At 62.5% G+C, this 12,768-nt stretch carries 12 protein-coding genes; 5 read left to right on the top strand and 7 right to left on the bottom strand.

The features are described from left to right. Window positions 1–110 precede the first annotated feature (110 nt). Both LMG28727_RS05640 and LMG28727_RS05635 read left to right on the top strand, forming a co-directional pair. Window positions 111–1,427, top strand: a complete 1,317-nt coding sequence (locus tag LMG28727_RS05640; protein WP_201641301.1) for an MFS transporter — start codon at window positions 111–113, stop codon at window positions 1,425–1,427. A gap of 191 nt (window positions 1,428–1,618) precedes the next feature. Continuing rightward, window positions 1,619–1,915 carry a BON domain-containing protein gene (locus LMG28727_RS05635; protein WP_236591616.1) on the top strand — a complete coding sequence of 99 codons (297 nt, stop codon included), beginning with the start codon at window positions 1,619–1,621 and terminating at the stop codon, window positions 1,913–1,915. 2 nt (window positions 1,916–1,917) lie between these two features. On the opposite strand, the gene LMG28727_RS05630 is transcribed toward LMG28727_RS05635, so the two are convergent. Further along, on the bottom strand, window positions 1,918–3,075 hold the full coding sequence (locus LMG28727_RS05630; protein ID WP_201641300.1) for an acetate/propionate family kinase: 1,158 nt from the start codon (window positions 3,073–3,075) through the stop codon (window positions 1,918–1,920). A 12-nt stretch (window positions 3,076–3,087) separates the two neighbouring features. Next, window positions 3,088–5,481 carry a phosphoketolase family protein gene (locus LMG28727_RS05625; RefSeq protein ID WP_201641299.1) on the bottom strand — a complete coding sequence of 798 codons (2,394 nt, stop codon included), beginning with the start codon at window positions 5,479–5,481 and terminating at the stop codon, window positions 3,088–3,090. Between the two features lie 769 nt (window positions 5,482–6,250). On the opposite strand from LMG28727_RS05625, the gene LMG28727_RS05620 reads away from it, so the two are divergent. Further along, on the top strand, window positions 6,251–6,787 hold the full coding sequence (locus LMG28727_RS05620) for an ankyrin repeat domain-containing protein (RefSeq protein WP_201641298.1): 537 nt from the start codon (window positions 6,251–6,253) through the stop codon (window positions 6,785–6,787). Window position 6,788: 1 nt separating this feature from the next. On the opposite strand, the gene LMG28727_RS05615 is transcribed toward LMG28727_RS05620, so the two are convergent. The 5 genes from LMG28727_RS05615 to LMG28727_RS34025 all read right to left on the bottom strand — a co-directional run bounded on the left by LMG28727_RS05615 (window position 6,789) and on the right by LMG28727_RS34025 (window position 11,827). Continuing rightward, entirely contained in the window at window positions 6,789–7,484 is a 696-nt protein-coding gene (locus LMG28727_RS05615; RefSeq protein ID WP_201641297.1) for an HAD family hydrolase, read from the bottom strand. Window positions 7,485–7,627: 143 nt separating this feature from the next. Then, a complete protein-coding gene (gene gnd, locus LMG28727_RS05610; RefSeq protein ID WP_201641296.1) occupies window positions 7,628–8,665 on the bottom strand; it encodes a phosphogluconate dehydrogenase (NAD(+)-dependent, decarboxylating) in 1,038 nt (345 codons plus the stop codon). A gap of 503 nt (window positions 8,666–9,168) precedes the next feature. Further along, complete coding sequence (locus LMG28727_RS05605; RefSeq protein WP_201641295.1) at window positions 9,169–10,491, bottom strand: sugar efflux transporter; 1,323 nt, start codon at window positions 10,489–10,491, stop codon at window positions 9,169–9,171. A gap of 183 nt (window positions 10,492–10,674) precedes the next feature. After that, window positions 10,675–11,109, bottom strand: coding sequence for a hypothetical protein (locus tag LMG28727_RS05600; protein ID WP_407945830.1), 435 nt, complete (start codon window positions 11,107–11,109; stop codon window positions 10,675–10,677). A gap of 238 nt (window positions 11,110–11,347) precedes the next feature. Then, window positions 11,348–11,827 carry a DUF2628 domain-containing protein gene (locus LMG28727_RS34025; RefSeq protein ID WP_236591615.1) on the bottom strand — a complete coding sequence of 160 codons (480 nt, stop codon included), beginning with the start codon at window positions 11,825–11,827 and terminating at the stop codon, window positions 11,348–11,350. Between the two features lie 116 nt (window positions 11,828–11,943). Between LMG28727_RS34025 and LMG28727_RS05590 the strand changes: the two genes are divergently transcribed. After that, complete coding sequence (locus tag LMG28727_RS05590; protein WP_201641294.1) at window positions 11,944–12,264, top strand: thioredoxin family protein; 321 nt, start codon at window positions 11,944–11,946, stop codon at window positions 12,262–12,264. A 51-nt stretch (window positions 12,265–12,315) separates the two neighbouring features. After that, the gene (locus tag LMG28727_RS05585) at window positions 12,316–12,735 is read left to right on the top strand and encodes a secondary thiamine-phosphate synthase enzyme YjbQ (protein ID WP_201641293.1); all 420 of its coding nucleotides are present in this window, start codon (window positions 12,316–12,318) and stop codon (window positions 12,733–12,735) included. Window positions 12,736–12,768: the final 33 nt, after the last annotated feature.

Below are 12,768 nucleotides of genomic sequence, written 5' to 3'. Positions count from 1 at the left end.
GCCTCATCCCCTACTCTCAGGCACAATCCTCTTTCGCTTCGTGCGCGGCGCCCCTGTCCGGCGCGCCGCATCGCGTTCCATTTTTGCAGCCAGCCTCACCGTTTCTCTCAATGAGTTCAAGCCCTCCTTCCGACGGCGCGCCACACTGGCAGCGCAATCTTTACGTCTGCCTGTTCGGCTCATTCTCGACCATCGTCGCGATGACCCTGCTGCTGCCGTTCCTGCCGCTGTACGTGCAGCAACTTGGCGTCACGTCTCCCAAGGCCGCGGTGCAATGGTCGGGCGTCGCGTTCGGCGCGACGTTTCTGGCTGCCGGACTCGTGTCGCCATTGTGGGGGCGCATGGCCGACCGCTACGGACGCAAGCTGATCCTGATCCGCGCCAGTTTCGGCATGGCCGTCGTGATGTCGCTGCTCGGGCTCGCACAAAATGTCTGGCAACTGGTGGGATTACGCTTTCTGGCGGGACTGGTCGGCGGCTATTCGTCTGGGGCTACCGTGATGATCGCGACGCAGACGCCACGCTCACGTACCGGCTGGGCCCTCGGCACACTGGCCTCGGGCGTGATGGCGGGCAATCTGGTTGGACCGCTGATCGGTGGTGCGCTGCCGCCGCTGATCGGCATCCGCAATACGTTTTTTATCGCAGGGGCGCTGATCTTCTGCGCGTTCATCGCGACGACCTGGCTCGTGAAGGAAAAGCCCGTCGAACGCAAGCGCGCGAAGTCTGGCGATTCCACGGCCAGCGCCGCCTATAACACCACCGGTAACACCACCGGTAACGCCGCCGATACTCCCGCTGCCAGCACCACCACCGGCTGGGCCAGCGTCCCCGATCTGCGACCCGTGCTCGCGATGCTGGTCACTGCCGCGTTGCTGATGTTCGCCAACATGTCGATCGAGCCGATCATCACCGTGTACGTGAGCCAACTCGTGCACGACGTACGGCACGTGACGCTGGTGTCCGGTTTCGTGATGTCCGCGTCGGCGTTGGGCAGCGTGCTCGCCGCATCGCGCGTCGGCCGTCTCGCGGACCGGATCGGCGCGCCGAAGGTGATCGTCGCGTGCCTCGCCGTTTGTGCGGTATTGCTGGTGCCCCAGGCGTTCGTGACGAGCGGCGTGCAACTGGTGGTGCTGCGTTTCCTGATGGGTCTCGCGCTAGCCGGTCTGCTGCCGTCGATCACCAGCGTCATTCGACACAACGTCCCCGACCGTTCCGCCGGATACATTCTTGGCTATGCGACATCGGCGAATTACGCGGGTCAGGTAACGGGGCCGCTGGCGGGCGGCTTTGTCGGCGCGCATCTGGGCATGCAGGCGGTGTTTCTGATCACCAGTGGCTTGATGCTGGGCGGGGCCTTGTTCAATGGATGGGTGTTCCGGGGAGCGGCTTCAGGTACGGGTGCAAGGTCGCCACGCCATCACTAGCGCAGCCGGGTGATGACGACACGGGGCGAGCCATGCCGGCAAGCGGGCCGCAAGCGGGCGCCAATCGGCCGGCAATCGGCCGGCACTCGCCCGCAGCGTCGCCCCACTTCGTCATTCAGAACCGTCGCGGAAAGCAGAATCCGCCACATCTGCTAGTGTTGTTCAATCCATGTGACTTTTATGGAGAGCCCATGCGACAAGCCCGTCTCGCGAAAGCGAAGCCCAGATCCACCCAGGCCGGCACCGACCTCACCAGCACCCGTCTGAGCGACGCGCAAATCGCCGCCGACGCCACGCGCCGCCTCGCATGGGACGCCGCGGTCCCCGAACACAGCGTCAAGGTGAAGGTGTCGCATGGCCGCATCACGCTGACAGGCGAGTTACAACGCGACCAGCAGCGAACCGCCGTGCTCGAAGACGTCACGCGGCTATTCGGTGTAACCGGCGTGTCGGACCGCACCGTCGTCAAAGCGCCAAAGGCGAAATAACCTCAGCCGGTTTCGGCTTGCAACAACGCCCGGCAATGGCGCGCAATCTGCTTTTCCTCCTCGGTGTGGATGGCCCTCACCTTGCCTGCCGGTTCGCCTTCGATGAGTCCGGCGAATGCCAGCCCCTCGCACACGCGCTGACGTATCGCCGCGCTGTGCTCACCAATCCCGCCGGTAAACACCAGCAAGTCGATGCCGCCCAGCAACGCCGCATACGCGCCGATCGTCTTGCGCACCGCGGTCGCGAACGCGTCGAGTGCCAGCAACGCGTGTGCGTCCCCGGCCGCTGCGCGCTTTTCCAGCGCCTGCATGTCGCTTTCTCCATCGGCGAAACCGGCCAGGCCGCTGTGGCGATTCAACAGGGTTTCCAGCGCGTCGGCGTCGAGCTTTTCCACGCGCATCAGATAGAGCAGCACGCCGGGATCCAGATCGCCGCTGCGCGTGCCCATCGGTACGCCGCCCGTCGGCGTCAGACCCATCGACGTATCCACCGATCGGCCATCGCGCAACGCGCACACACTCGAACCATTGCCCAGATGCGCGAACACTGCGCGGGGCGGCAAATCGGCGCCGAGCCGTCTGACCAGCGACTCGTACGAGAGCCCATGAAAGCCGTAGCGCATCACGCCGGCCTCGACATAACGGCGCGGCAACGGCAGTTGTGCCGCGCGCGGCGGCAGCGTCGCGTGGAACGCCGTATCGAAACACGCGAAATGCGGCACCGTGCTGAAAATCTTCATCGCCTCGTCGATCAGCGCGAGCGCCGGCGGAATATGCAGCGGCGCAAAATGCACCGCGTCTTTCAGGCGCTGGCGGACTTCATTGGTGAGAAGCTGATGCTTGCGCAGATGCGGACCGCCATGCACGACCCGATGCCCCACCGCCGACGGCTGCGCAAACCGCTGTTGCGCGAGCACCTGCGAGAGCCTTTGCAACGCGTCGGTTTGCGATTCGAGCACGTGGTCCTGTTGCACCAGCACGCCGCCATCGGGTGACGTGATCCGCAAGCTGCCGTCAGCGCGGCCAATACCTTCAGCCGCGCCTTCCAGCAGCAGCGATTCGTCATCGCCCGACGGCGAGAAAAGCCCGAATTTCAGCGACGACGAACCGCTATTCAGCACCAGAATCGTTTGATTGTGCGCTGCGTCCTGAGTGTGCATGAGCGACCCCGGTTAGCCTTTCCACGTCCAGTTGCGGATTTCTTCCTTGTCGATGCCTTCGGCGTGCGCATAAGCCAGGTGCTCGATGATCTGTCCGCGCAACCATTCCTTGGCGTGATCGCCGACGCCGCGCAGTTTTGGCACGCGATCGATCGCGTCGATCGCCAGCGTAAAGCGGTCCACGCCATTGATGATCGCGAGTTCGAGCGGCGTGTTGATATTGCCCTTCTCGTGATACCCGTGTACGTGCAGGTTCTCGTGATTCGAGCGGTTATAGGTCAGCTTGTGCACCAGCGACGCGTACGAGTGGAAATTGAAGATCACCGGTTTGCTGGTGGTGAACAGCGAATCGAAATCGCGATCGGACAAACCGTGCGGATGCGCATGCTCGGGCATCAGCCGGAACAGATCGACCACGTTGACGAAACGGATTTTCAGATCGGCGAAACGTTCCTTCAGGATCTGCACCGCGGCGAGCGCTTCCATCGTGGGGATGTCGCCCGCGCAGGCGATCACCACATCCGGTTCGACACCCTGGTCGGTCGACGCCCAGTCCCAGATACCGATGCCCTTGGTGCAATGCGTGACCGCCGCGTCCATATCGAGGTACTGCAAATGCGGCTGCTTGTCGGCGACGATCACGTTGACATAGTCGCGCGAACGCAGACAGTGGTCGGCCACGCTCAACAGACAGTTCGCATCGGGCGGCAGATAAATGCGCACCACGTCCGGGCTTTTATTCGTGACGACGTCGAGAAAGCCCGGGTCCTGATGCGTGAAGCCGTTGTGATCCTGACGCCAGACCAGCGACGTGATCAGCAGGTTGATCGACGGCACCGGCTGGCGCCAGCCGAGATCGCGTTTGGACTTTTCGAGCCACTTCGCGTGCTGGTTGAACATCGAGTCGATCACGTGGACGAACGCTTCGTACGTGGCGAACAGACCATGGCGCCCCGTCAGAACGTACCCTTCGAACCAGCCTTCGAGCGTGTGTTCGCTGAGCATTTCCATCACGCGGCCGTCGGGTGACAGGTCGCCGCCGTCCTTGTCGCTCGGCTCGGTGTCGGCCAGCCAGGTTTTCTGCGAAGCCTCATAGATTGCGGTCAGCTTGTTGCTGGCCGTTTCGTCCGGGCCGAACACGCGGAAGTTCGTCATGTTGTTGCGCATCACGTCGCGCAGAAACTTGCCGAGCACATCGGTCGGCGACGTGTACGAACTGCCCGGCTTCTTAACCGTCACCGCGTAATCCTGAAACGCTGGCAGATCGAGCGTCTTGCACAGCAAGCCGCCATTCGCATGCGGATTCGCGCTGATACGGCGTGCGCCCTCGGGCGAGAGTTCGCGCAGTTCTTCGACCAGACGCCCGGCCTCGTCAAACAGCGTCTCGGGTTGATAGCTGCGCAGCCAGTGATCGACCAGTTTCAGGCTCTTGCTATTGGTGACCGGATCGAGCACCGGCACCTGATGTGCACGCCACGAGCCCTCGACCTTGTGGCCGTCCACTTCCTTCGGGCCAGTCCAGCCTTTGGGCGAGCGCAGCACGATCATCGGCCAGCGCGGCCGCGTCGGGTCGTTGCTGCTGCGTGCGTGCTGTTGAATCGCCCTGATTTCGCTGACGCATTGTTCGAGCGTCGCGGCCATCTGCTGATGCATGGTGTCGGGATCGTCGCCTTCGACGAAATACGGCTTGTGCCCATAGCCAGTCAGCAACGCTTCCAGTTCTTCGCTGGGAATCCGCGCGAGGATGGTCGGATTGGCGATCTTGTAGCCGTTCAGATGCAGAACCGGCAGTACCGCACCGTCGCGGATCGGATTCAGGAATTTGTTCGAATGCCACGAGGTGGCGAGCGGACCGGTTTCCGCTTCGCCGTCGCCGATCATCACAGTGACGATCAGATCGGGGTTATCGAACGCCGCGCCGTACCCATGCGACAGGCTGTAACCCAACTCGCCGCCTTCATGAATCGATCCGGGCGTTTCCGGCGTGCAATGCGAGCCAATGCCGCCGGGAAACGAGAACTGCCGGAAAAAGCGCCGCATGCCGGCTTCATCTTCGCTGCGGTCGGGATAGATTTCCGAGTAATGCCCTTCGAGATAACAATGCGCGAGACTGGCCGGCGCGCCGTGGCCAGGACCGGCCAGATAGATCATGTTCAGATCGAGCTGCTTGATCAGCCGGTTCAGATGCACCAGCAGAAAACTCTGCCCCGGGTCCGAGCCCCAATGGCCCAGCAGGCGATTCTTGATGTGCTCGGGTTTCAGCGGCTCGCGCAGAAGCGGATTGTCACGCAGATAAATCATTCCCACCGACAGATAGTTGCATGCGCGCCAGTAGCGGTCCATCTTGCGCAGCGTGTCGGGGTCCAGGGTTTGCGGCGGCGTGGGACGTGAAGTTGCTTCAGCCATGGCGTCACTCCTCGAAAAGGACTGTCAGGCAGGTTAGCGGGTACGTCGGCGGGTAGTAGAACCTGGCGACGCGCGCCGGTGCTAAAAAGTGCTACGGCACCGGCTTGTCATGCAGATGACACAACGAAAGCATAGCGGCGCAGGTCATTTACCAAAGGCTGGTTCCGACCTGTGCCGCGACCGTCTGGGGATGTGACAGGCAGCGTGCCGCATGGTTCGATGCAATCGTCCAAAGCTTGATCTGCGTCGAGGTAATGCGTGCGGCGAGGACGCACACCTGAAAATTGAAAGGCGCCTGGGTGCGTCGTACAGCGGCCAATACGGTCGCCGCCTGATCGTCGGCCTGACCGCGCGGTTTGTCTACGTGGCATGTCTTTAAGTAGTCGGCGAGATGTGATCGAGCGGGTTGTCTTGCGCTAGACTGCCTGTGCGTATCGACGGAATGTCTATAAGCTGCTCAACCCGAATGCATTGCGGCCACGCGTGCGTCATGCGTCCCGCACTTTCTGCCTCTTACTTCCATGGCCGCCATGTCGAAACCCAGCTCCCTCAAAGTGTTCGTGACAATCGTTCTCTCGCTCGTGATCCTGTGGGCGGGCGTCGCTGTTCTGATCGGCGTGTTCGCTTTGCTGGTCAAGCTTTTCGGGTTGACGTGAGCGCTTGATTCAACGCTGCGCGAGGTGCGCGGCGACGCAGCAAAATGTGTATCCTGAGCGATATTCCGGCGCCATCGCGGCGCCAGTCCCGCTTCACTCGCAAGGAGATTCCATTGACGGACCACGCCGATACCCCGCCGCCTTCTCAATCGCCGATGGACCCCGAGTTGCTCGCGCTCGCTCAGGAAGTATTCGACCTTGCCCGTCGCGGCGATGCATCCATGCTCGCCGCCGTCATCGAGAAAGGCGTGCCGCCCAATCTGCGCAACGACAAGGGCGACAGCCTCGTGATGCTGGCAAGCTATCACGGTCACGCGGATGCGGTGCGGACCCTGCTCGAACGTGGCGCCGATCCGAACCTTCGCAACGACAATGGGCAAACGCCGATCGCGGGCGCGGCTTTCAAAGGTTTCGACAAGGTGATCGAAACACTGCTCGCGCATGGCGCGGATGTCGAAGGTGCTTCGCCGGATGGCCGCACCGCGTTGATGGTGGCGGCGATGTTCAATCGCACGGCGATCATGGAACTGCTGATCGCGCGCGGCGCGGACCCGCAGGCCCGCGATGCGAATGGCGTGACGGCGGGCGGTGCAGCGGCCCGCATGGGCGCCGCAGATGCGCAGGCGCGCCTGAAGGAACTGGGTTCCTGAGTTATCCCTTCGCGGCCAGTATCAGCGCATTCACGTCGATATCCGCCAGTTCGCCAATCCGCTCGACGCTCACATCTGCGGGCGGATTGCTGGCGATCTCTTTCGGATCGAAAGCATAGTGACCCTGACGCGGAAAGACCGTGGTCAACCGGTCGCCCCAAGCCTTTTTCATCGCGGTGAGAATTCGCAGCTTGTCGTCGACCATCACGTAGTGGCGCGCCGGGTAACACTCCATCACCTGATCGAGCATCAGTTCCTTGTGGATGTAAATCAGCACCCGCCCTTCGACCTCGTCCCATAGACCCGAACGCGCAAGCTTGCGCGGCTGGAACACCACGTCGCCGTCCGACAGAATCACCGTCGGTCCGCTCTGCCCCACGTGCCTGAGCGCATCCAGCGCGCCCGGATACAGCCGGTTCGCAAACGGATACTCGATCAGAAACGATGCCATCAGTAACAGCTTCGTATCGCGTGGATGCTCCAGCCGGTAACGCTGGAGCGCGCCCAGATAGTCGGCGTAACCCAGTTCCGTGCGCAGGTTTTCAAAAATCTCCCAATACCGCGCGCTATTCTCCGCGCCGAACTCCCGCATCATGTGCGCGCGCAAATCCGAGAGCACGTGGTCGTTGTCCAGCAACGTGTTGTCGCAGTCGAACAGAAACACGACGTCGTGCGGGTTGGAGGTAGTGGCTTGCATCGCGGTTTCCTGGGTTGGTTAGACGGTTTGGCGGGTGGATGGGTTGATCCACTGATCCGTTGATCAGCTAACGCGTGGCGCCAGGTTCAAGGCCGACGTTCGAGCGCTGGGCCTCGAAACTGGCACTGCACGCGGTGCACGGATCAGCTTTTCTGCCCACCGGACGGCTCGGCGCCCTTTTCCACATGTCCGCCGAAATCATGCCGCATCGCCGACAGCACGCGATTCGCGAAGTCCGCGTCGCCACGGGAGCTGAAGCGCGCGAACAACGCCGCGCTGAGCACGGGCGTGGGCACACCTTCATCGATCGCAGCCGCCACGGTCCAGCGTCCTTCGCCTGAATCCGACACCCGTCCCGCGTAATTCTTCAGATCGGCGTCGCTGACCAGCGATCCGGCGATCAGGTCCAGCAGCCACGAACCGATCACACTGCCGCGCCGCCAGACCTCGGTGACGTCGGCAAGATTGAGATCGTACTGGTACAACTCGGGACGGCGCAGCGGCGAGGTCTCCGCATCGACTTCACGCGCATGCTTGCCGGCGTCGGCGTGATGGAGAATGTTCAGGCCTTCGGCGTACGCGGCCATCATTCCATATTCGATGCCGTTGTGGACCATCTTCACGAAATGGCCGGCGCCTTGCGGCCCGCAATGCAGAAAGCCCTGGTCGGCGGTACTGGTGCCAGCCTGACGGCCCGGTGTGGCCGGTGCCGAGCCCGCGCCCGGCGCCAACGTCGAGAAAATCGGCTCGAGCCGCTTCACGACATCCGCCTCGCCGCCGATCATCAGGCAGTAGCCGCGCTCCCGACCCGCAACGCCGCCGCTCGTGCCGACGTCCACATAGTGAAGCTGACGCGCGCCGAGCTCATTGCCGCGCCGGATGTCGTCGTGATAGTACGAGTTGCCGCCGTCGATCACGATGTCGCCCGGTTCCAGCAGCGGCACGAGTTTCTCCAATGTCGAGTCGACGACGGCGGCGGGCACCATCAGCCACACCGCGCGCGGCTTGTCGAGTTGTGCGACCAGGTCTTCGAGCGATGAAGCGCCCGCTACGCCGTCCTGTTTCAGTTTCTCGACCGCGGCGGCCTGTACGTCGTAAGCGATACATTGCTGACCGCCCTTCGTCAGGCGTCGCACCATGTCGGCGCCCATGCGTCCCAATCCAATCATGCCTAGCTGCATATCTCGCTCCGGAAAGTGCGTCGTTGCGTTGCTTGATCTGGGTTCGTCGTCTCGCGGCTATGTCGGGTTGCGGGGTTATCCGTACCGCTGGATATTTCGCCAAGCTTGGCTGGCGACCTCGCAGGACTCCACCCACTGTAGCCGCGCCGATGCGCTCGCGACGGACACACGTTAGCCGCCCTTCGGTCATGCTGCAAACGGCAACGGAAAAACGGGCGGCGCCGCGCGTGTCAAAAGACGATACGCCTCTTTGCAGAGGCGTGGCGCGGCGTAAAGTTCCTGGCAATGAGATTTGCGCGCGATTTGCGCGAGATTGCGCGCGGGTGGCGTGCTTCAGTTTCTTTCGAACGGATCGTGCAGTTGCTTCGCGCCAGTTTCAACCGGCTGACTATCAGCTTACATACGAGGTTGCGCAGCGGCGTTATCCGCTGCGAACGCGCGAGCACACGCGCGTTCGCATGGCCACCCAGCTAACCGCATTCGCTCGCGCATGGGCACTCGAACTAACTGCGCCTTGCCTGGGTCTTCGCATACTGTTCGACGGCAAACCGCTTCACCGCGCGCCACATCAACGGATAGCGATAACCCGGCACTGCGAACAGCACCAGCGCGCACAACGCCAGTAAGCCGCAGAACAGAAACGTGCCGCGATAGCTGAACGCCTGCACCAGCAAGCCCGACAACACGCCCGACAGAATCGAGCCGACCCGCGCGGCGTTGAAGAACAGTGCGGTCGCCCTGCCTGGCGCATGCGGCATCAGATCCTGCACATAGGTCATGCCGAGACACGACGTGACGGCGACGACAAACGCATTGAGCATCTGCATCGGGATCAGCACATGGACTGTGCCCGCCAGCGACATGCCGACGAAATACACCGCGTGCACCGCCGCACATGCGGCCAGCCAGTTCGGCTTGTGCAGCGTGGACGACTTCGCGCCGAGCGCGAGCATCATCGGAATCTCCATCAGGGCGCCGAGACCGAGCATCACCGAGACGTCCAGATGCGTGCCGTTCAACCCGTGCACGATGTATAGCGGCAACACGATCATGGTCGCGTTCGCGGCCAGCCCGAGCAGCGTCAGCGCGGCCACCGCGCGGCCGATATCGTTCGCCGACGCGACACCTGGCAGGTCTTCATGCGCTTCGTCACCCGGCGCGGTCAGCGGCGGCACGGTGATCGACGCCGATGGCTCCGACGCGGTGTCCTCCACCGTGTGATCGCCGAGATGACCCTGCGGCTCCTGCATTTTCCAGACGATGAACCCGCAGGTCGCAAAGCTCGCCGCCGCAAACAGGAACAGCCCGTAGAAGCTGGTCGCCGCCAGCACCAGCGCACCGACCGACGGCCCGAACACCCACGCCGCCGACAGAATGGTCCGCAACGTCGCACTGGCGAACACGCGTTCCTGCGGGTCTGGTACCGGTAACGCGGCGCGGCTGAAAGAGAACACCATCGAAATGGCCGAGCCGCCCGCGCCGATAAAAACGATGCCGACCACCAGCAACAACCGGTAATCACGCACCACGCATAAACATAAATAGCCGAGCGCCGCGGCAATCAGCGCCGCCAGCAGTAACGGCCGATGCCGGCCGCTAGCGTCGCTCCATCGACCCGCGAGCGTACTGGCAAGCACCCCGCTCGCGGCGATCAGCGTCATGAAGATGCCGAGCCTGAGCGGCGTCATGCCGGCGCGCTCGACGCCGAACAACGACAGATAGGGAGCGGTGAATGACATCGCCACACCCAGCATGAGGGTGGCGGCGGCCAGCGGCTTGAAGCCAGGGATGCGAAGCAGGTCGAAAAAACGTGAGGTCTTCAACACGGGGACGGTGGGTCAGTTGGAGCGAAACTGGTGTGCGAAATGCACGCCGGGAGATTCGTGGCCGGCACAACTGGGGCATTATCGACCTAGCTTGCGGGCGCGTAAACCCGCGCCGTTTCGTCCCACATTCGTCCCAGATTTAGGTTGCATCACGTTGCCGGCAAACTGGCTGCATGCTGCGTGCTACTTACCATCTGTTGCACGCATTTGCTGGGCTTGAGCTTTGTAATCGTAGGTCGGATAAAACTCGGTTCGATAGCCGCCCCACGCGGTCGTCTCGATCGCGCGGTTCACTTCACGCAGCCGGCTCGCCGGCACGCGCAACGTGACGACCTGGCCGATGCCCATCATCACGTACCACGACACGACCTCGATGCCCGGCGGCGGGAACGTTTTGAAGAAGCCTTGTGCGGCCAACTGGTCGTTGATCTTCGGTAACGGTTTGGATTCGTCGTGGCGCAGGAAGATGGTGAGCAGGAAGGTGTCGTCGGGCGCGGGGGTTGCCGTGCCGGGTTGGGCAGCGGGCGCAGTGGATGCGGTGGAAGCACTGGTCGCGCCCGGCGTGACGGTCGCGTCGGCGCCGTAAGTGAGCGGCGCAACCGCTGACGAGATAACCAGTGCCGCGCCAAACACAGCGCGACGGAACAGCGTGCGGGAGTCGGTGCGTGAATCGGTGCGGTTCGGACCTGGAACGACCGCCAATGCATTGCGCATGAAATGCCTCCGTGACGAGTTGAGCAGAGTTGCTTGCAGCGACACACAGCGCGTGACATGTATCGATACCGGTGGGCGTCACGCGTTAATGCAAGAAATGATGCGGTGGTGAGCCAGCCGGCAGAGCGCCGCCGCGTGTCCACTACAGCACGACGTAGCCACGCTTTTCGAGTGTCCATCGGTGCCACTGGTTGCCATAGATACCGCAGCCGACGGCAAACAGAATCGATAGAACCGTTCCGATCAGATCGGCGGTCTCGCCCCACAGTCCCATGCTGAGCAGGATGATGCTGACCGACAGCATGACAAAAGCGGCAAACCACATTTTCTTCGATAACGCCCAGAAAAATCCGAGCAGGCAGGCGCCCCAACTGAAGCCCGTCGCGACCGCGACCGGTTCGCCGTTGCCGGGGTATTGCAGGTAGATCCTCTCTCCCATTTCTTTTCCCAAACGTTCCTGAATTTGCCTAAACGCGATACACCCGTCATCCAGTGACGGCACGGAACGATGTTTAACACGCCGCGGCGTCAACCATGAGAGTTTGCACACGATTCGCGAAATCGGCGGCACGCTGTTCCTGATGCATCGCTGAAAGCGCGCCTCGCTGACGATCCGCAGCATAGCTGCTAATCTTGACGGATTCACACGCAGGCAATGCCGGGTCAGCCCGGATTGGCGGGTCGCCCTGCCCGTGAAGACCGTGAATATTGCAAAGACCAAACCGCACCGGAGCACGCATGGCAACCCAGACAGCCTATTCCTCACACGCCCCGTCGCGCGCTGATGTCGACGCGCTGCCCGGCGTGACCGTCATCGAATTCGGCACAGACTGGTGCGGCTATTGCCAAGGGGCGCAAGCGTCGATTGTCGAGGCTTTCGGACCGCATGCCGACGTCAGGCATCTGAAAATCGAAGATGGGCCGGGCCGGCCGCTGGGGCGCTCATTCAAGGTCAAGCTGTGGCCGACACTCGTGTTCATGCGGGATGGCGCCGAACTCGCGCGTGTGGTTCGTCCGCGGAGTGCGGAGGAGATTGCGGACGCGTTTGCGGCGCTTTGAGCGGACGCCGCCTGAAGGTGCACCGCAAGCCAGCCATATCGACCCTCTACCATGCGACAAGCTATCCACCACCTTAGTGTCAAAGCCCGCAGCCGCGGCCTCGTCGAATTCACCGACGAAGTGCGCCGCTTCGTCACCGGCGAAGCGATCCGCATCGGCCTGCTCACGCTGTTTTGCCGTCACACGTCCGCGTCGCTGCTGATCCAGGAAAACGCCGACCCTTCGGTGCAGCGCGATCTCGAGCGCTATTTCGCGAGCCTCGCGCCGGAGGACGCCGAACGTTACGAACACGACGCCGAAGGACCGGACGACATGCCAGCCCATCTGCGCACCGCGCTCACTCAGGTTCAATTATCGGTGCCGGTCGAACATGGGCAGATGGTGCTCGGCACCTGGCAAGGCTTATATCTGTTTGAACATCGCCGTCATACGCAGCATCGCGACATCGTGTTGCATCTGATCGGCGAGTGAGCCATAACAACGCGCACGGTATAAAGAGCGGCT

Origin of the sequence: Paraburkholderia metrosideri (genome assembly GCF_904848625.1) — a bacterium.
Lineage (GTDB): Bacteria > Pseudomonadota > Gammaproteobacteria > Burkholderiales > Burkholderiaceae > Paraburkholderia > Paraburkholderia metrosideri.
Note: the sequence above shows the minus strand (reverse complement) of the source record. Positions and strands in the feature narration are given on the sequence as shown.

Bases quoted from the DNA above. Each gene is read 5' to 3' on its own strand.
- LMG28727_RS05640 (WP_201641301.1), top strand. From the start codon at position 111: ATGAGTTCAAGCCCTCCTTCCGACGGCGCGCCACACTGGCAGCGCAAT.
- LMG28727_RS05635 (WP_236591616.1), top strand. From the start codon at position 1,619: ATGCGACAAGCCCGTCTCGCGAAAGCGAAGCCCAGATCCACCCAGGCC.
- LMG28727_RS05630 (WP_201641300.1), bottom strand. From the start codon at position 3,075: ATGCACACTCAGGACGCAGCGCACAATCAAACGATTCTGGTGCTGAAT.
- LMG28727_RS05625 (WP_201641299.1), bottom strand. From the start codon at position 5,481: ATGGCTGAAGCAACTTCACGTCCCACGCCGCCGCAAACCCTGGACCCC.
- LMG28727_RS05615 (WP_201641297.1), bottom strand. From the start codon at position 7,484: ATGCAAGCCACTACCTCCAACCCGCACGACGTCGTGTTTCTGTTCGAC.
- gnd (WP_201641296.1), bottom strand. From the start codon at position 8,665: ATGCAGCTAGGCATGATTGGATTGGGACGCATGGGCGCCGACATGGTG.
- LMG28727_RS34025 (WP_236591615.1), bottom strand. From the start codon at position 11,827: ATGCTGCGGATCGTCAGCGAGGCGCGCTTTCAGCGATGCATCAGGAAC.
- LMG28727_RS05590 (WP_201641294.1), top strand. From the start codon at position 11,944: ATGGCAACCCAGACAGCCTATTCCTCACACGCCCCGTCGCGCGCTGAT.
- LMG28727_RS05585 (WP_201641293.1), top strand. From the start codon at position 12,316: ATGCGACAAGCTATCCACCACCTTAGTGTCAAAGCCCGCAGCCGCGGC.